Here is an 18,345-nt window from a genome sequence, read left to right on the forward strand (position 1 = left end):
CGGATGACGCTTAATCTTGTTGATCGATCTTACGCTCAAGAGACTTGAGGCGCTTGTTCATATCATCAATGTTCATCACCAGAGCTGCTGTTTTACGCCATACCTTGTTGGGTTGTAGCGGAATGCCCGAGGAATAGACGCCAGGTTCAGTGATAGGACGCATTACCATGCCCATTCCCGTCACGGTGACCTTGTCGCATATTTCCATATGGCCATTGATCACGCTCGCGCCGCCAATCATGCAATAACGGCCAATTTTCAGGCTGCCTGCCATGATGACGCCACCCGCAACCGCGGTATTGTCGCCAATCACAACGTTATGCGCAATCTGGCACTGGTTATCGATGATAACACCATTGCCAATGATCGTGTCGTCAAGCGCGCCACGGTCAATGGTGGTACAGGCGCCGATCTCTACGCGATCGCCAATAATAACGCGACCAAGCTGCGGGATCTTAACCCAGTTACCGCGATCGTTAGCGTAACCAAAGCCATCGGAACCAATCACGGTGCTGGACTGGACGAGGCAATTTTCGCCAATTTCAACGTCATGATAAACGGACACGTTGGCCCATAAACGGGTCCCGGCCCCGATTTTTGTATTTTTCCCAACGAAGCAACCTGGGCCAATGACGACGTTATCGCCCAGCACAACGCCGGATTCGATAACCGCATTCGCGCCAACGGCGACGTTGTTACCCAGCCTGGCCGTCGCATCAATCGCTGCACTGGCAGCAATGTTCTGGGCCGGCTGCGGCGTGGTATCGAGAATTTGAGCCATGCGTGCATACGTCAGGTAGGGGTTTTTCACTACCAGCGCGCTTACAGTGGCAAATGGAAGATCGTCCTGCGTCAGTACAACAGCTGACGCCAGGCATTGAGCCAGTTGCTCACGGTACTTAGGGCTTACCATGAAGGTAATCGTGCCAGCTTTAGCAGATTGCATGGACGCAACAGCGGTGATGACGATATCGCCATCACCGTGTAATTCTGCATCCAACTGCTGAGCTAAATCAGCCAGTCGAATTGAAGGCATTACTTATTTAACCTGTTTCAGAACATCAGCAGTGATGTCTTTAACATCTTTGCTGTTGAAAGCAACGGCGTTCGCATCAACAACCAGATCGATGCTCTGATCGGCAGCCACTGCTTTAACAGCGGTCTGAATGCGAGTCACCAGCTTGCCGCGTTCTTCGTTAGAACGACGCTGACGATCCTGCTCGAAAGCCTGCGCTTTCTGGGAGAACGTCTGGCGCTGAGCCATTACGTCTTTTTCCAGCTTGCTGCGGTCGCTTGCCTTCATGGTAGAACCATCACGCTGCAGACGCTGCATTTTGGACTGAAGATCGTTTTCCATACCCTGCAGTTCGCTTGCACGGCCTTTGAATTCGTTTTCCAGAGTCGCAGAAACACCCGTTTTCTGTGCAACCTGCTGGAACAAATTACCCATGTTGACGATTGCAATTTTGTCTGCTGCCTGAGCAGAAGTTGCCATCGCTAAACCGAGACCTGCAGCTAATAACCACTTTTTCACAATTAACTCCTTACCATCCCATTGGCACCAGAAGGTACCGTTCTTTGCGTGGCAAGGCGACCGTATTACCGATCGCCAGTTGTCAGCGCTACACTGCCAACGCATTCCTTTGCAGCGGATTATTACCAGGTTTTACCAATGTTAAACTGGAATTGCTCCGCTTTGTCTCCATCGTATTTCTTAAACGGCTGGGCGTAAGAGAAGACCAACGGCCCCAGCGGTGACATCCATTGTAATGCGATACCGGCAGACATGCGAATATTGCTCGGATCGCTGTAGTCAGGTATGCCTTCTGCGCGCATCTGGGCTGTATTCTGCCAGTTGGTATCCCACACGGTACCCGCATCCCAGAAGAAGGACGTACGGACCGAGTTCGCGTATTTATCACTGATAAACGGCGTTGGCGTGATGAACTCCAGGCTGGCAACGGCCATAGCGTTACCGCCCACCGCGTCATTGGAACCACAGACTTCGGAAGAGGAAGACTTATTACAGTTATCTTTGTCGTTTCCGCCGTAGTAAACCGCTTTCGGACCAATGTTGTTGGACTGGAAACCACGAACGGTGCTGGAGCCACCCGCATAGAAGTTTTCATAGAACGGCAGCTCTTTGCCACCCAGACCATCGCCATAGCCCCAACGGGTACGACCCAGTACCACCCACTTATGATCGTCATCGATCGGGAAGTAGGATGCGGTATCCAGCGTGACCTTATAGAACTCGTTATCGGAACCTGGAACTGTAACTTTACCGTTCAGGTTGACGCGAGAACCTTCCGTTGGGAAGTAACCGCGGTCGAGACGGTTATAGGTCCAACCGTAGTTAAAGGTGAAGTCATCCGCCGCGAAGCCATTGTCATGACCAGTTTTGCTGGTTGACTGGCCGATAGAGTCCAGATAACGCCACATCGCCACCTGAGGTTGCATGTTGGACAGGTCGTTATGTACGTAACCTAAGCCCGCACGCAGGGTGTTGTATTCGTTAACCGGGAAGCCAAGCGTACCGTCTACACCGTAACTCTTGTTGGTGTAAGAAGACAGATCCGCGTCGTCTGCTTTAAAGTCGTTATAGAAAATACGACCGCCCAGGCTCACACCGTCTACGGTGAAGTATGGGTTAGTTACAGAGAACTCAGAGTAGGTCTGGTAGTCGTTTTTGGTGCCGTTAATACCGACAGAGTAACCTGTACCCAGCCAGTTATCCTGCTGCACGCCGACCTGGAAGCTGACGCCGCTTTCAGTACCGTAGCCCACACCGAAGTTGAAGCTACCGGTATTGCGCTCTTTCACTTTATAAACGACATCAACCTGATCCGGGCTGCCCGGTACGCGCTGGGTATCGGTATCTACCGTTTCAAAATAACCCAGACGGTTCAGACGCTCTTTACCCTGATCAACGAGGTCGCTACCCAACCATGCGCCTTCCATCTGACGCATTTCGCGACGCAGAACGGAATCTTTGGAGGTGTCGTTACCGACGAAGCGGATCTTACGCACGTAGAAACGGTTGCCCGCATCAACATTCACATGCAGCTTAACGGTTTTATCCGCGTCATTGATTTCAGGCTGAGTCTGTACGCGCGGATAGGCGTAACCATAGCGGCCGAGCAGCTTCTTAATGCTGTCTTCCATTTTGGTTACTTTGGAACCGCTATACAGGTCGCCTGGCTGAATTTTGGTCAGCGATTCGATTTCAGCAGAATGCCCCGCCAGATTACCACTCACTTCAACACCAGAAAGCTTGTACTGCTCGCCTTCAGTGATGTTAACCGTAATGTAGATGCCTTTCTTGTCCGGAGTCAGACTGACCTGAGTCGAGTCGATGTTGAAACGCGCATAGCCACGATCGAGATAGTAGCTGCGCAGGGTTTCAAGGTCGCCCGCCAGTTTCTGTTTCTGGTATTTGCGATCGCCTACCACGTTCCACCATGGCACTTCATCGCGCAGCTGGAAGGTGGAGATCAGTTCGTCGGTGCTGAACGCATGGTTGCCGACAATGTTGATCTGCTGGATCTTCGCAGAAACACCTTCCTGGAAGACCAGCTTCAGGTCAACACGGTTACGTGGCAGCGGAGTAACAACCGCTTTCACGCTGGCGCTGTATTTACCGACGCTGTAGTAGAAGTCTTCCAGACCTTTTTCAATGTCTGAAAGGGTTGTGCGGTCCAGAGATTCACCCACACGAACACCCGATGCTTCAAGGTTTTGCTTGAGCATGTCATCTTTCACCGACTTGTTACCGGAGAAAGTGATACTGGCGATCGTTGGACGTTCTTTTACCTGTACCAGCAGCGTATCACCATCGCGCAGGACGCGAACGTCCTCAAAGTTGCCGGTGGCAAACAGAGCACGGATGGTGTTACTGATATCATCATCATTAACCGTATCGCCGGGGCGTACAGGCATACTGAGGAGGGCCGCACCAACGGCGACACGCTGGAGGCCTTCGAAATGAATGTCTTTCACTACGAACCCGTCAGCACCGTATACGGTGGCGCTGCTAAACAGCAGCGACGCTATGAGCAACTTTTTCATCGCCATCGTTATTATGCGTTCTTCCTAACACTCTCTTACAACCGAGAGAAATCATTGAAAAGTGCAAGCCCCATTAACAGCACCAGCAGAATCGAGCCAATGCGATAACTAAAGTCTTGAACTCGCTCGGATACCGGTCCGCCTTTTAGCTTTTCAATCGCTAAAAACAGCAGATGACCCCCGTCTAAAACGGGAAGCGGGAACAGGTTGATTATCCCAAGGTTCACGCTAATGAGCGCGAGGAACATGAGATAGTAAATCACCCCGAATTCCGCTGACATCCCAGCCCCCTGAGCAATCGAAATTGGCCCACTGAGGTTGTTCAGTTTCACATCACCGGTTATCAATTTCCCCAACATGTTGACCGTCAGCTTCATCAGTTGCCATGTTTTATCCGTGGCTTCAAGGATGGCGCTGAACGGCCCATACTGGCGTATTGTCTTGTACTCATCTGGCAGCGGGATCACTTTTGGCACAACGCCTGCAAACCCTTCTGCCTTTTTGCCGACCGACTTCGTATCCGGAATCAGCGTCAGCGAAAGCGGACTACCCTGCCTTTCAACTTCCAGCGCGAGAGACGTTCCCGGATTATCGCGCACCAGAGTAACAAAGGTCATCCACTCTGTTAATGGTTGACCATCGACTTTAACGATCCTGTCGCCCGCTTGCAAACCCGCTTTGCTCGCTGCCGAATTTGCCTGTACTTCGGCTAATACCGGCTCGATCTGCGGGCCGCGCGGACGAATGCCCAGCGCAGCGACGGGATCCTCTTTGTCTGGCTCGAAACGCCAGTGGCGTAAATCAAGTACTTTGTGCTGACGCGTATCAGAACCAAACGGCGATACGCTGATGGTGGTCTGCGGATCGCCAATTTTGGCTACCAGCTGCAGTCGCACGGCATCCCAATCAGGGGTTTCGATGCCATCAATCGCTTTTAGTTCCATCCCGGATGTAATTTGCGCACTCGCCGCGATGGAGTTGGGGGCAATTTCACCCACTACAGGACGTACGCCAGGGACGCCGATGATAAACACCAGCCAGTACGCAAAAATCGCAAAGATGAAGTTGGCTACCGGTCCGGCAGCAATGATGGCGGCGCGTTGTCCAACGGTTTTATTGTTGAATGCGCTGTGTCGCAGCTCAGGAGCGACAGGCTCGACGCGTTCGTCGAGCATTTTGACGTAGCCGCCCAGCGGAATAAGGGCGATGACAAACTCTGTGCCATGACGATCTGTGCGCGTCCAGAGTGATTTACCAAAACCGATGGAAAACCGCTCTACGCGCACGCCACAGCGGCGAGCAACCCAGAAATGGCCAAATTCATGCACGGTAATCAGTACACCCAGTGCAACAATGAACGCCGCCAGATTCCAGAGAATGCTCAGCATAAAACCTTCCGTTAAATCGTCCCGAATACCAGTAAAAGCAAACACGCAAACACTGGAACAGCCGCTGTCAGGCTATCAATGCGATCCAGTATACCGCCATGCCCTGGAATCAGGTGTCCGCTATCCTTAATCCCTGCTTCGCGCTTAAACATACTTTCGGTCAAATCACCGAGCACGGAGGCAAGCGCAGCAAAAATCGAGCACACCAGCAGTATTGACGGTGCCACTTCAAGATTCGCCCAGACGCCGTAGCCCCAGGAGATGATCGCTGCCGTAAACAGGCCACCGATGAATCCTTGCCAGGTTTTGCCCGGAGAAACCTTCGGTGCCAGCTTATGTTTGCCAAACAGTTTACCAAACATATAGGCCCCGGAGTCAGCACCCCAGACCAGAATCATTACATAAAGCAGCCAGATCGCACCGCTGTAGTGGTTTTCGTCGTAGTGCCAGGCTCGCAGCGCAACCATACCCCAGAAAAAAGGAATAATTGTGAGCAAACCAAAAATCAGTCGCAGCACTTTTGAATTACGCCATAATGCCGCAGAACCTGGATAAAAAAGAACCAGCAACAGCGCGGCAACCCACCAGGCCAACGATATCCACAAGGAACCGGCAACCAGTGGCTGATGAATATCATGGTGATATTCAGGCAACGTAAACAGCATTATGGCCAGGATAAAGCCACAAAGTACCGCAAGCCATACTCGCTGAGTGCGCGAGGTAAAGCCGCTAAACTGTCCCCATTCCCACGCGGCGAGCATACACACCACCAGCGTGACAATAGCGAATCCCACCGGGGGCAGTAAAAACAGCGCCGCAATGACAATGGGTATTAATACAAAAGCGGAAATCAGGCGATACTTCAGCAAAAGCTACCCCCATCAGGCTTTGTCGCCACCAGGCTCGGTGCCGCCGAAACGACGCTCTCGATTGGCAAAGGCATGCAGCGCACCTTCAAAGTCTTGTTCATCAAAATCGGGCCAAAGAACATCCGTAAAGTAAAGTTCGGCATAGGCAATTTGCCATATCAAAAAGTTACTTATGCGATGTTCCCCCCCTGTCCTAATTACCAAATCCACGGGAGCCTGTTCATTCATGCAGATTTGCTTGCTCAGCGCCTCTTCATCAATTTGGTCGGGTCTCAACAGCCCTTCCTGAACCTGTTCGGCCAGATGCCGAACGCCCTGGATAATATCCCAGCGTCCGCCGTAATTCGCCGCAATATTCAGCGTAAGACCGGTATTATTTTCCGTCAGCGCTTCTGCTTTACGAATCCGTTCCTGCAAACGTGAGTTAAAACGACTGGTATCGCCAATGATACGCAGGCGGACGTTGTGGCGGTGCAGGCTTTTTACTTCGCTGTCTAGCGCCCACACAAACAATTCCATCAACGCAGTCACTTCCTGCAGAGGCCGATTCCAGTTTTCACTGCTAAAAGCATAGAGCGTTAACGCATCAATGCCGTTGTTGGCGGCAAAAGAAACGGCGCGACGAACGGATTTCGCCCCCGCTTTATGCCCAAAGGCTCGTATCTTCCCTTGTCTTTTCGCCCAGCGGCCATTGCCATCCATAATGATTGCTACATGACGGCAGCCATGAGCTGGCAAATTTTCGCTTATTGGTTGATTCGCAGACAACATAACGCGTTTTTTGTCCCTGAAAAGGATTTAACGGTACTCAGGAATACTGAAGCCTATACATAAAAAAGCCGTGTCAAACCACGGCTCACCTGACCACATTAAGTCAAATACCTGCGATCAGGTGGCGCAGACTATATCACTGAAGCCCAACGCTAACAAATAGCACGACGACTAGTGCTTGCTTTATCACCAGCTTGCGAGACGTGTCACCTGTTGGCGCGCAATATTACGCGCAGCTGCATCCACCGCCAGCACCTCTTCCACGCTTTGTGGTTCGCGCAAATCCATCATCTCCAGTACCGATAAATTTAACGACGCGATATCGGTAAAACGAATTTGCTGATTCAGAAATGCCTCAACGGTAATTTCATTGGCTGCATTAAGTGCCGTTGTCGCCGCCTGCCCCTGGTCAAAGGCAGTCATCGCAAGCTTCAGACAAGGATAGCGATCGTAATCTGGTTCACTGAACGTCAGGGAACTTAGCTTGCAGAAATCAAGCGGCTTCACGCCGGATTTCACTCGATTTGGCCACGCCATTGAATGGGCAATCGGCGTACGCATGTCCGGCTCACCCAGCTGTGCCAGCACGCTGCCATCCTGATAACGCACCATCGAATGAATCACCGATTGCGGGTGAATCAGTACTTCCATCTGTTTCGCTGACGCATTAAACAACCAGCGCGCTTCAATGTATTCCAGACCTTTGTTCATCATGGTGGCAGAGTCAACGGAGATTTTACGCCCCATCGACCAGTTCGGATGACGGCACGCCTGATCCGGCGTCATGGCGCGCAGTTCAGACAGTGGCGTTTCACGGAACGGGCCACCAGACCCGGTAAGCAGAATCGACACGACGCCATTCTGCTCCAGGTCAGCGTACCCCAGGTTCTGTTGAAAAGGTTGCGGTAAACTCTGAAAAATCGCGTTGTGCTCGCTGTCGACGGGCAAAAGACGCGCGCCGCGCTGCTTCACCGCCTCCATGAACAGGCGTCCGCAGGTGACCAGCGACTCTTTATTGGCCAGCAGAACGTCCTTACCGGCATCAATCGCGGCAAGCGTCGGCAATAATCCTGCCGCGCCGACGATAGCAGCCATCACCTGATCCACCTCATCCAGCGCCGCCATCTCGCAGGCCGCCTGTTGGCCACTCAGCACCTCGGTTCGACTGCCCTTTTCACGCAACTGTGCTTTCAGCAGGCGTGCGCTCTCTTCGTCATCCATCACCGCATAGCGGGGCGCAAACTCCAGGCATTGCTCGACCATTCGCTGCACATTCTTACCGGCCACCAGCGCTGTCACGGTGTAAAGTTCAGGATTATGGCGAACGACGTCGAGAGTGCTGCAACCGATGGAACCAGTTGAGCCGAGGAGTGTTAAATGCTTCATGGGATGCCCGAAAAGTTAGACCAGATAAAAGCAAAACGCCGCCAGCAAGACCCGAAGTCCCTCTGAACGGCGTTTATCAGTGTACGACAGAAATCAGAACTGCATCAGTTCCGCTTCTTTATCTGCCAGCGCCGCATCAATTTTCTTGATGGCAGCGTCGGTCATTTTCTGAATGTCGTCCTGAGAACGACGATCGTCATCTTCACTGATCTCTTTTTCTTTCAGCAGCGCTTTTACTTTATCGTTCGCGTCGCGACGGACGTTACGCACGGATACACGACCCTGCTCAGCTTCGCCACGTACCACTTTGATCAGGTCTTTACGACGCTCTTCGGTCAGCGGTGGCAGTGGAACGCGGATGTCAGCACCCGCAGAGCTTGGGTTCAGACCAAGGTCAGACGCCATGATCGCTTTCTCAACCGCCGGGCCCATAGAACGATCGAACACGTTGATTTTCAGCGTACGGGTATCTTCTACCGTTACGCTCGCCAGCTGACGCAGAGGAGTTGGCGTACCGTAGTACTCAACAATGATGCCATCCAGCAGGCTTGGAGAAGCACGGCCAGTACGGATTTTGCTGATTTGGGTTTTGAACGCTTCTACGCATTTTTCCATGCGTACTTCAGCATCTTTTCTGATGTCGTTAATCACGTTACGAATCCTTGAAAACTTGTCTCAGGCAGACTATCCGCCAGCACAGCGCTACAGGTGTGCTAAGTATAGTCGCGTTTAATTCATGACAACGCCAAAGGCGTGCCCGGGTAAGATACCACTACAAAATAAAGCGGAATCTTACCTGTATTTATCGTCGACGGAAATTATTCCGTGATCAAAGTGCCTTCTTTTTCGCCCATGACCACGCGACGCAGTGCGCCTGGTTTGTTCATGTTGAAGACACGGATCGGCAGTTTGTGGTCGCGAGCCAGCGTGAAGGCGGCAAGATCCATCACTTTCAGCTCTTTATCCAGCACTTCGCTGTAGCTCAGCTGATCGTACATGGTGGCAGAAGGATCTTTTGCCGGGTCGGCAGTAAACACGCCGTCAACTTTGGTCGCTTTCAGTACCACATCGGCTTCGATCTCGATACCGCGCAGACAGGCAGCGGAATCGGTCGTAAAGAACGGGTTACCCGTACCGGCGGAGAGGATCACCACACGGTTGTTGCGCAGCAGGCTGATGGCTTCTGCCCAGCTGTAATTATCGCATACGCCATTCAGTGGAATAGCGGACATCAGGCGGGCGTTCACATAGGCGCGATGGAGCGCATCACGCATCGCCAGGCCATTCATCACGGTTGCCAGCATACCCATGTGGTCGCCCACAACGCGGTTCATCCCCGCTTTCGCCAGACCAGCACCACGGAAAAGGTTGCCACCGCCAATGACCACGCCAACCTGGATACCCAGTTCGACCAGTTCTTTGATTTCCTGTGCCATGCGATCAAGGATGCTTGCGTCAATACCGAAGCCTTCCGATCCCTGCAGCGCTTCGCCACTCAGCTTAAGCAGAATGCGTTTGTACACGGGTTTTGCATTGGTAGCCATGTTTCTTTCCTGAGACTGTCAACGATTAAGATGGGGGTTAATTCTGGCGACATGATATGCCGCAAATCAGTACAGCGATACTGGAGCCTGTCTGATTTCCTGTGACGGGTGACAAAAAGAAGCCGCCCTCAGGCGGCTCCTTTTCAATCATTAAGACTGCTTGGACATTGCAGCAACTTCTGCTGCGAAGTCAGTCTCAACTTTCTCGATGCCTTCGCCCACTTCGAAGCGGATGAAGCCAGTTACGTCAGCGTTGTGCTCTTTCAGCAGCTGAGCAACAGACTTGCTTGGGTCCATTACGAATGGCTGGCCAGTCAGAGAAACTTCACCGGTGAATTTCTTCATGCGGCCTTCAACCATTTTCTCTGCGATTTCTTTTGGTTTACCAGACTGCATCGCGATGTCCAGCTGAACCTGGTACTCTTTCTCAACCACTTCAGCAGACACGTCTTCTGGCTTAACGAATTCTGGCTTGCTTGCAGCGATGTGCATTGCCAGCTGTTTAACCAGCTCTTCGTCAGCGCCTTTAGCCGCAACCAGAACACCGATACGTGCACCGTGCTGGTAAGAGCCCAGAACGTCACCTTCCAGAGAAGATACGCGACGGATGTTGATGTTCTCACCGATTTTAGCAACCAGCGCAACACGTTCTTCTTCGAACTGTGCTTTCAGAACTTCAACGTCAGTGATTTTACCAGCAACAGCTGCGTCCAGAACTTTGTTAGCAAATGCCTGGAAACCGCCATCTTTAGCAACGAAGTCAGTCTGGCAGTTAACTTCCAGAATGATGCCGTAGTTGCCGTCGATCTTAGTGATGATCACGCCGTCAGCAGCAACGTTGCCTGCTTTTTTAGCTGCTTTGATCGCACCGGATTTACGCATGTTTTCGATTGCCAGCTCGATGTCGCCGTTCGCTTCAGTCAGCGCTTTTTTGCAATCCATCATGCCTGCGCCAGTACGCTCGCGCAGCTCTTTTACCAGGGATGCGGTAATTTCAGCCATTCTTAAATCCTCGGGAGATGTGAACTGCCCGGCCGGGGGCCAAACAGTGTAAATTGAAAAAAGGGGCCGGTAATGGGCCCCTATTCATACACGGTACTAATAAGGGGTAAAACCTTATTATTCAGCTTCTACGAAGCTTTCTTCCGCCTGAGAAGCCAGATCTTGGGAACGGCCTTCACGAACGGTAGCAGCTACAGCGCTCAGGTACAGGCTAACAGCACGGATTGCGTCGTCGTTACCCGGGATAACGAAGTCAACACCGTCCGGATCGGAGTTGGTATCAACGATAGCGAATACCGGGATACCCAGGTTGTTAGCTTCTTTGATAGCGATGTGCTCGTGGTCTGCATCGATTACGAACAGCGCGTCTGGCAGGCCGCCCATATCTTTGATACCGCCCAGGCTGTTTTCCAGCTTGTCCAGTTCACGAGTGCGCATCAGCGCTTCTTTCTTAGTCAGCTTGTCGAAAGTACCGTCCTGAGACTGGGTTTCCAGATCTTTCAGGCGCTTGATGGACTGACGAACAGTTTTCCAGTTGGTCAGCATGCCGCCCAACCAGCGATGGTTCACGAAGAACTGGTCGCAGCTGTTAGCAGCATCTTTCACAGCTTCGCTTGCAGCGCGCTTAGTACCAACGAACAGAATCTTACCTTTACGGGAAGAGATCTTGTTCAGCTCAGCCAGGGCTTCGTTGAACATTGGTACAGTTTTCTCAAGGTTGATGATGTGAACTTTGTTACGCGCGCCGAAGATGAAAGGCTTCATTTTCGGGTTCCAGTAACGGGTCTGGTGACCAAAGTGAACACCAGCCTTGAGCATGTCGCGCATGGAAACAGTTGCCATGTTTAAAACCTCTATATTGAAAGTTGGGGTTATGCCTCCACGTATCCCATATTACCGACCCCGAAGGGCACCCCGGAATATGTGCCGATACGTGTGTGTTGTTACACAAAGTGAGATTTGTCGCTTCCGTCCAGCCTGTGTATCTGAGATGGATCGGAAGTCCGGCGCGCTTTATACCACAAAACACGACCAGAAACCAACAGTTGTTGGCGGAGTGTGCTGTTAATGATTCTCAATTTGGCACGGAGCGTGCCTGACTGATACCATTGACGACACTTAGACTAGTATTGTCGAAAAAATCGACACCGATGGACAGATTACATGGCTATCTCTATTAAGACACCTGAAGAAATTGAAAAGATGCGCGTCGCCGGTCGTCTGGCCGCGGAAGTGCTGGAAATGATCGAGCCGTTCGTGAAGCCGGGCGTCAGTACCGGTGAACTGGACCGTATCTGTAACGACTATATCGTGAACGAGCAGCACGCGGTTTCCGCCTGCCTCGGCTACCACGGTTTCCCGAAATCCGTCTGCATCTCTATTAATGAAGTGGTGTGTCACGGTATTCCGGACGATGAAAAACTGCTGAAAGACGGCGACATCGTTAACATCGACGTGACCGTCATTAAAGACGAGTACCACGGTGACACCTCAAAAATGTTCATCGTTGGCAAGCCGACTATTCTTGGCGAGCGTCTGTGCAAAGTGACGCAAGAGAGCCTCTATCTGGCGCTGAAAATGGTTAAACCGGGTATTCGCCTGCGTACCATCGGTGCGGCAATCCAGAAGTTTGTGGAAGCAGAAGGTTTCTCCGTGGTTCGCGAGTACTGCGGTCACGGCATTGGTCGCGTCTTCCATGAAGAGCCGCAGGTTCTGCACTATGATGCAGACGACGGCGGCGTGGTGCTGCAAAAAGGCATGACCTTTACCATTGAACCGATGGTCAACGCGGGTGATTACCGCATCCGTACCATGAAAGACGGCTGGACGGTGAAAACCAAAGACAGAAGCTTGTCTGCACAGTACGAGCATACTATTGTGGTAACAGACAACGGCTGCGAAATTATGACGTTGCGCAAGGATGACACCATCCCGGCGATACTGACGCACGACGAATGATAAAAAAGCCGGCAAATGCCGGCTTTTTTAATGGCTATAGCTTTTTCTTATGGGTGGCGCACGATGAGTAATCTTTTACCCGAACAGTATGCTAACACAGCACTTCCCACCCTCCCCGACCAGCCCGATAACCCGGGCGTCTGGCCGTCGCACGAGCTGACCTGCGCGCATATTAAAGCCCATATGGATGTTTTCCATCGCTGGCTGGGCAGCGCGTTCGACGCAGGCGTGTCGGCCGAGCAGCTCATTGAAGCGCGCACCGAATTTATCGACCAGCTGCTGCAGCGTCTGTGGATCGATTATGGGTTTGGGCAAATCAGTGATGTTGCGCTGGTTGCCGTCGGGGGCTACGGCCGCGGTGAGCTGCATCCGCTTTCCGATATCGATCTGCTGATCTTAAGCCGCAAAAAGCTGCCGGACGAACAGGCGCAAAAAATTGGCGAACTGCTGACGCTGCTTTGGGACGTGAAGCTGGAGGTGGGCCACAGCGTGCGCACCCTGGAAGAGTGTCTGCTGGAAGGGTTATCGGACCTGACCGTCGCCACCAACCTGATTGAAACCCGCCTGCTGATTGGTGACGTTGCCCTGTTCCTGGAGCTGCAAAAACACATCTTCAGCGACGGCTTCTGGCCGTCAGAAAAGTTCTTCGCCGCGAAGGTCGAGGAGCAAAACCAGCGCCACCAGCGCTATCACGGCACCAGCTATAATCTTGAACCCGATATAAAAAGCAGCCCCGGCGGCCTGCGCGACATCCACACTTTACAGTGGGTCGCCCGCCGCCATTTTGGCGCCACCTCGATGGACGAGATGGTCGGCTTCGGCTTTTTAACCGAGGCCGAGCGTAACGAACTAAACGAGTGCCTGCACCTGCTCTGGCGCATCCGCTTTGCCCTGCATCTGGAAGTTACGCGCTACGATAACCGTCTGCTGTTTGACCGCCAGCTCAGCGTGGCTCAGCGCCTGAATTACCAGGGCGAAGGTAACGAGCCGGTTGAGCAGATGATGAAGGATTTCTTCCGCGTCACCCGCCGGGTGACCGAGCTGAACCAGATGCTGTTGCAGCTGTTCGACGAGGCCATTCTGGCCCTGACGGCCGACGAAAAGCCGCGCCCGATTGATGACGAATTCCAGCTGCGCGGCACGCTTATCGATCTGCGCGACGAAACGCTGTTTATTCGCGAGCCGGAAGCGATCCTGCGGATGTTCTATACCATGGTGCGCAACAGCACCATTACAGGTATCTACTCCACCACCCTGCGCCATCTGCGCCATGCGCGCCGTCATCTGACGCAGCCGCTGTGCTATATCCCGGAAGCGCGTTCGCTGTTCCTGAGCATGCTCCGCCACCCGGGTGCCGTCAGCCGCGGCCTGCTGCCGATGCACCGTCACAGCGTGCTGTGGGCCTATATGCCGCAGTGGTCGCACATCGTCGGGCAGATGCAGTTCGATCTGTTCCACGCCTACACGGTGGATGAACACACCATCCGCGTGATGCTCAAGCTGGAGAGCTTTGCGAAAGAAGAGACGCGCTCCCGCCACCCGCTGTGCGTGGAGCTGTGGCCGCGCCTGACCCATCCGGAACTGATCCTGATTGCCGCCCTGTTCCACGATATCGCCAAAGGTCGCGGCGGTGACCATTCGGTGCTGGGCGCGCAGGACGTACTGAAATTTGCCGAACTGCACGGCCTGAACTCACGTGAAACGCAGCTGGTGGCCTGGCTGGTGCGCCATCACCTGCTGATGTCGGTCACCGCGCAGCGCCGAGACATTCAGGACCCGGAAGTCATTAAGCAGTTCGCCGAAGAGGTTCAGACTGAAAACCGTCTGCGCTATCTGGTCTGCCTGACGGTGGCCGATATCTGCGCCACCAACGAGACCCTGTGGAACAGCTGGAAGCAGAGCCTGCTGCGCGAGCTGTACTTCGCCACAGAAAAACAGCTGCGTCGCGGGATGCAGAACACGCCGGACATGCGCGAGCGCGTGCGTCACCACCAGCTTCAGGCGCTGGCGCTGCTGCGGATGGATAACATTGATGAAGAGGCGCTACATCAGATTTGGGCCCGCTGCCGCGCCAACTATTTTGTCCGCCACAGCCCAAACCAGCTGGCGTGGCACGCGCGGCACCTGCTCAAGCACGATCTGTCCCAGCCGATGATCCTGCTAAGCCCGCAGGCCACGCGCGGCGGAACGGAGATTTTCATCTGGAGCCCGGACCGGCCTTATCTGTTTGCTGCCGTCTGCGCCGAGCTGGACAGACGTAACCTGAGCGTTCACGACGCGCAGATTTTCACCACCCGCGACGGCATGGCCATGGACACCTTTATCGTGCTTGAGCCGGACGGGAGCCCGCTCTCGGCGGACAGGCATGAAGGGATACGTTTTGGTCTGGAGCAGGCGATTACCCAGCGCAGCTGGCAGCCTCCGCAGCCGCGTCGCCAGCCTGCGAAATTGCGCCACTTTACCGTCGATACCGAGGTCAATTTCCTGCCGACTCACACCGACCGAAAATCGTTCCTGGAGCTGATCGCGCTCGACCAGCCAGGGCTGCTTGCCCGCGTCGGCCAGGTTTTTGCCGATCTGGGAATTTCGCTCCATGGGGCCCGAATTACAACCATTGGCGAGCGAGTAGAAGATTTATTTATAATCGCCACCGCCGACCGGCGTGCCCTTAATAATGACCTGCAGCTTGAAGTGCAACAACGGTTGACAGCAGCCCTCAATCCAAACGATAAAGGGTGATATGTTTTTTAGTGAAATGGAAAGAGTAAACAATGCAGCAGTTACAGAACGTTATTGAGTCCGCTTTTGAGCGTCGCGCCGAGATTACCCCGGCAAATGTGGATACCGTGACCCGTGAAGCGGTAAACCAGGTGATTTCCCTTCTGGATTCCGGCGCGCTGCGCGTGGCAGAAAAAATCGACGGTCAGTGGGTCACTCATCAATGGCTGAAGAAAGCCGTGCTGCTCTCTTTCCGCATCAACGATAACCAGGTTATCGACGGAGCAGAAAGCCGCTACTTCGATAAAGTGCCAATGAAATTCGCTGACTACGACGAAGCGCGTTTCCAGAAAGAAGGTTTCCGCGTGGTACCGCCTGCGGCAGTACGTCAGGGCGCATTCATCGCACGCAATACCGTGCTGATGCCATCCTACGTGAACATCGGTGCCTACGTTGACGAAGGCACGATGGTTGACACATGGGCGACCGTCGGTTCCTGCGCGCAGATCGGTAAAAACGTTCACCTGTCTGGCGGCGTGGGCATCGGTGGCGTTCTGGAACCACTGCAGGCTAACCCGACCATCATCGAAGACAACTGCTTCATCGGCGCGCGCTCTGAAGTGGTAGAAGGCGTGATCGTTGAAGAAGGCTCCGTGATCTCCATGGGCGTTTACATCGGTCAGAGCACCCGTATTTATGACCGTGAAACCGGCGAAGTTCACTACGGTCGCGTTCCGGCTGGCTCCGTGGTGGTTTCCGGTAACCTGCCGTCAAAAGATGGCAAATACAGCCTCTACTGTGCGGTTATCGTGAAGAAAGTGGATGCGAAAACGCGCGGTAAAGTGGGCATCAATGAATTGCTGCGCACCATCGATTAATCGGGTATAACAAAAAGCGGGGGCAACCCCGCTTTTTTTATATCTGAGGGTGGCGAAAATAGATTTTTTCGTTAATTATTCAAAGGTTATGTTGAGATCAAGGGTACCGCTATGTACGATAATCTGAAAAGTCTGGGCATTACCAATCCTGATGAAATTGATCGTTACAGCCTCCGCCAGGAAGCCAACAACGATATTTTGAAAATCTATTTTCACAAGGACAAAGGAGAGTTTTTCGCCAAAAGCGTGAAGTTTAAATACCCACGCCAGCGTAAGACCGTTGTTGCTGACGGCGTAGGTCAGGGATACAAAGAAGTACAGGAAATCAGCCCTAACCTGCGCTATGTGATCGATGAACTCGATCAGATCTGCCAGCGCGACCGCACCGAAGTCGATCTCAAGCGTAAGATCCTTGACGATCTGCGTCACCTGGAAAGCGTTGTGACTAACAAGATCAGCGAGATTGAAGCGGATCTTGAGAAATTAACCCGGAAATAAAAGCAAAACGGCAATCCTTGATTGCCGTTTTTAGTGTTTGCGCCCTCTCCCCGTGGGAGAGGGATGGGGTGAGGGCACCAGACCGCACTCAGCTATCGCTGTTCATCCAACTGCAGCGCCACATACAGCAGCAGCCTGTCGTCGAAATTCCCCAGATCCAGCCCCGTCAGCTCTGAAATCCGATTTAACCGATACTCCAGGGTATTGCGGTGAATAAACAGCGCCTTTGAGGTCGCCAGCGGCTGCACGTTATGGCGGAACCACGCCTGCAGCGTCCGGCGCAGCAGGCCGTTGTTATCCATGGCTTTCAGGCGCGCCAGTGGCCGCGCCAGCTCATTGGCCTGCCAGCCCCCGCGCAGGCTGTCGAGCAGCACCGGCAGCATCAGATCCTGATAGAAATAACTGCGGCTCTCCGGCATCCGCTGCTTGCCCACCATCATGGTGGTTCGCGCGGTACGCCAGGAGCGGGCGATACTGCCCGGCCCGGTAAAGTAGTTGCCCAGCGCAACGCGAAAACGCAGCTGACCATTCTCCTTCATCCGGGAGATCAGCAGCTCCACGCGACGACGATGATCGTCCGCATCCCAGCGGCCAAACGCATTGAGCGCCGGTTTGAGCACCACCATTTCCGTCAGAGAAACGATCGCCACCAGGTTATCGCGCTCCGGCGTCGCCAGCGCATTTTGCAGCTGCTGCAGCTCGGCCATCGCGCTGTCCACGCCAAGCTGGCCGCTATCGACCTCAATCACCGCCACCACGCGCGGCTGGTTTAGATCGATCCCCAGACGCTGGGCCCATTCACTCAGTGCAGGCGTATGCTCTTCCGCCTGAATAAGGTTCATCACCAGCTCTTCGCGCAGGCGGCTGTCCTGAGCGAGCAGGTGCATCAGGCGCGACTGCTCCAGCATCATCTCTGCCGTCATGCAGACCAGCTCACCGTATTTTCGCAGCGACTCCGGCTCGCCGGTCAGGCCAATAACGCCGACTATCTCCCCTTCCAGACGCAGCGGTAAGTTGATCCCCTGCCGGACGCCGTGAAGATGTTTCGCTACCGCGTCGTCGATATCCACGACCCGCCCCTGGGAAAGCACCAGCAGCGCACCTTCGTGCAATTCTCCAATACGCTCGCGATCGCCGCTGCCGATAATGCGCCCGCGAGCATCCATCACGTTGATATTGGTATCGATGATGCGCATGGTGCGCGCCACGATATCCTGCGCCATTTTGGTATCAAGATGCCAGCCAGCCATAGAACCCTCCCGTG

16 protein-coding genes are annotated in these 18,345 nt (G+C 53.6%); 4 read left to right on the plus strand and 12 right to left on the minus strand.

The features are described from left to right. Positions 1 to 10: 10 nt before the first annotated feature. The 11 genes from lpxD to rpsB form a co-directional block, all read right to left on the minus strand. Positions 11 to 1,036 carry a UDP-3-O-(3-hydroxymyristoyl)glucosamine N-acyltransferase gene (gene lpxD / locus LRM19_RS10680; protein ID WP_271368687.1) on the minus strand — a complete coding sequence of 342 codons (1,026 nt, stop codon included), beginning with the start codon at positions 1,034 to 1,036 and terminating at the stop codon, positions 11 to 13. A gap of 3 nt (positions 1,037 to 1,039) precedes the next feature. After that, the gene (gene skp / locus LRM19_RS10685) at positions 1,040 to 1,534 is read right to left on the minus strand and encodes a molecular chaperone Skp (protein ID WP_045907838.1); all 495 of its coding nucleotides are present in this window, start codon (positions 1,532 to 1,534) and stop codon (positions 1,040 to 1,042) included. Between the two features lie 122 nt (positions 1,535 to 1,656). Beyond that, positions 1,657 to 4,074: an outer membrane protein assembly factor BamA gene (bamA, locus tag LRM19_RS10690; protein WP_115876403.1), complete on the minus strand. Its 2,418-nt coding sequence runs from the start codon at positions 4,072 to 4,074 to the stop codon at positions 1,657 to 1,659. 29 nt (positions 4,075 to 4,103) lie between these two features. Beyond that, positions 4,104 to 5,456 carry a sigma E protease regulator RseP gene (gene rseP, locus LRM19_RS10695; protein ID WP_271368688.1) on the minus strand — a complete coding sequence of 451 codons (1,353 nt, stop codon included), beginning with the start codon at positions 5,454 to 5,456 and terminating at the stop codon, positions 4,104 to 4,106. A gap of 11 nt (positions 5,457 to 5,467) precedes the next feature. Continuing rightward, on the minus strand, positions 5,468 to 6,325 hold the full coding sequence (gene cdsA / locus LRM19_RS10700; RefSeq protein WP_023310457.1) for a phosphatidate cytidylyltransferase: 858 nt from the start codon (positions 6,323 to 6,325) through the stop codon (positions 5,468 to 5,470). A gap of 12 nt (positions 6,326 to 6,337) precedes the next feature. Further along, a complete protein-coding gene (ispU, locus tag LRM19_RS10705) occupies positions 6,338 to 7,096 on the minus strand; it encodes a (2E,6E)-farnesyl-diphosphate-specific ditrans,polycis-undecaprenyl-diphosphate synthase (protein WP_024907522.1) in 759 nt (252 codons plus the stop codon). A 186-nt stretch (positions 7,097 to 7,282) separates the two neighbouring features. Next, complete coding sequence (ispC, locus tag LRM19_RS10710; protein ID WP_271368689.1) at positions 7,283 to 8,482, minus strand: 1-deoxy-D-xylulose-5-phosphate reductoisomerase; 1,200 nt, start codon at positions 8,480 to 8,482, stop codon at positions 7,283 to 7,285. 93 nt (positions 8,483 to 8,575) lie between these two features. Next, complete coding sequence (frr, locus tag LRM19_RS10715) at positions 8,576 to 9,133, minus strand: ribosome recycling factor (RefSeq protein ID WP_008501909.1); 558 nt, start codon at positions 9,131 to 9,133, stop codon at positions 8,576 to 8,578. A gap of 167 nt (positions 9,134 to 9,300) precedes the next feature. Next, positions 9,301 to 10,026, minus strand: coding sequence for a UMP kinase (gene pyrH / locus LRM19_RS10720; protein ID WP_008501910.1), 726 nt, complete (start codon positions 10,024 to 10,026; stop codon positions 9,301 to 9,303). Positions 10,027 to 10,176: 150 nt separating this feature from the next. Next, entirely contained in the window at positions 10,177 to 11,028 is an 852-nt protein-coding gene (gene tsf, locus LRM19_RS10725; protein ID WP_014882627.1) for a translation elongation factor Ts, read from the minus strand. A gap of 117 nt (positions 11,029 to 11,145) precedes the next feature. Then, complete coding sequence (gene rpsB, locus LRM19_RS10730) at positions 11,146 to 11,871, minus strand: 30S ribosomal protein S2 (protein ID WP_003856207.1); 726 nt, start codon at positions 11,869 to 11,871, stop codon at positions 11,146 to 11,148. A gap of 321 nt (positions 11,872 to 12,192) precedes the next feature. On the opposite strand from rpsB, the gene map reads away from it, so the two are divergent. From map to LRM19_RS10750, 4 genes are all read left to right on the plus strand, one after another. Beyond that, positions 12,193 to 12,987, plus strand: a complete 795-nt coding sequence (gene map, locus LRM19_RS10735) for a type I methionyl aminopeptidase (protein WP_023310454.1) — start codon at positions 12,193 to 12,195, stop codon at positions 12,985 to 12,987. A gap of 63 nt (positions 12,988 to 13,050) precedes the next feature. After that, positions 13,051 to 15,726 carry a bifunctional uridylyltransferase/uridylyl-removing protein GlnD gene (glnD, locus tag LRM19_RS10740; RefSeq protein ID WP_115876405.1) on the plus strand — a complete coding sequence of 892 codons (2,676 nt, stop codon included), beginning with the start codon at positions 13,051 to 13,053 and terminating at the stop codon, positions 15,724 to 15,726. A gap of 32 nt (positions 15,727 to 15,758) precedes the next feature. Then, on the plus strand, positions 15,759 to 16,583 hold the full coding sequence (dapD, locus tag LRM19_RS10745; protein WP_008501915.1) for a 2,3,4,5-tetrahydropyridine-2,6-dicarboxylate N-succinyltransferase: 825 nt from the start codon (positions 15,759 to 15,761) through the stop codon (positions 16,581 to 16,583). A 111-nt stretch (positions 16,584 to 16,694) separates the two neighbouring features. Further along, positions 16,695 to 17,081, plus strand: coding sequence for a DUF3461 family protein (locus LRM19_RS10750; RefSeq protein ID WP_014168696.1), 387 nt, complete (start codon positions 16,695 to 16,697; stop codon positions 17,079 to 17,081). A 92-nt stretch (positions 17,082 to 17,173) separates the two neighbouring features. Here the strand turns inward: LRM19_RS10750 and cdaR are convergent, their stop codons facing one another. Beyond that, positions 17,174 to 18,331 (minus strand): DNA-binding transcriptional regulator CdaR, encoded by a 1,158-nt coding sequence (cdaR, locus tag LRM19_RS10755; RefSeq protein ID WP_045327810.1) that lies wholly within the window; start codon positions 18,329 to 18,331, stop codon positions 17,174 to 17,176. Positions 18,332 to 18,345 lie beyond the last annotated feature (14 nt).

It is taken from the genome of Enterobacter sp. PI-10 (assembly GCF_027947695.1).
GTDB lineage: Bacteria > Pseudomonadota > Gammaproteobacteria > Enterobacterales > Enterobacteriaceae > Enterobacter > Enterobacter vonholyi.

Coding starts and splice junctions, on each gene's coding strand:
- lpxD (WP_271368687.1), bottom strand. CDS start 1,036: ATGCCTTCAATTCGACTGGCTGATTTAGCTCAGCAGTTGGATGCAGAA.
- bamA (WP_115876403.1), bottom strand. CDS start 4,074: ATGGCGATGAAAAAGTTGCTCATAGCGTCGCTGCTGTTTAGCAGCGCC.
- rseP (WP_271368688.1), bottom strand. CDS start 5,456: ATGCTGAGCATTCTCTGGAATCTGGCGGCGTTCATTGTTGCACTGGGT.
- ispU (WP_024907522.1), bottom strand. CDS start 7,096: ATGTTGTCTGCGAATCAACCAATAAGCGAAAATTTGCCAGCTCATGGC.
- ispC (WP_271368689.1), bottom strand. CDS start 8,482: ATGAAGCATTTAACACTCCTCGGCTCAACTGGTTCCATCGGTTGCAGC.
- pyrH (WP_008501910.1), bottom strand. CDS start 10,026: ATGGCTACCAATGCAAAACCCGTGTACAAACGCATTCTGCTTAAGCTG.
- tsf (WP_014882627.1), bottom strand. CDS start 11,028: ATGGCTGAAATTACCGCATCCCTGGTAAAAGAGCTGCGCGAGCGTACT.
- rpsB (WP_003856207.1), bottom strand. CDS start 11,871: ATGGCAACTGTTTCCATGCGCGACATGCTCAAGGCTGGTGTTCACTTT.
- map (WP_023310454.1), top strand. CDS start 12,193: ATGGCTATCTCTATTAAGACACCTGAAGAAATTGAAAAGATGCGCGTC.
- glnD (WP_115876405.1), top strand. CDS start 13,051: ATGAGTAATCTTTTACCCGAACAGTATGCTAACACAGCACTTCCCACC.
- dapD (WP_008501915.1), top strand. CDS start 15,759: ATGCAGCAGTTACAGAACGTTATTGAGTCCGCTTTTGAGCGTCGCGCC.
- LRM19_RS10750 (WP_014168696.1), top strand. CDS start 16,695: ATGTACGATAATCTGAAAAGTCTGGGCATTACCAATCCTGATGAAATT.
- cdaR (WP_045327810.1), bottom strand. CDS start 18,331: ATGGCTGGCTGGCATCTTGATACCAAAATGGCGCAGGATATCGTGGCG.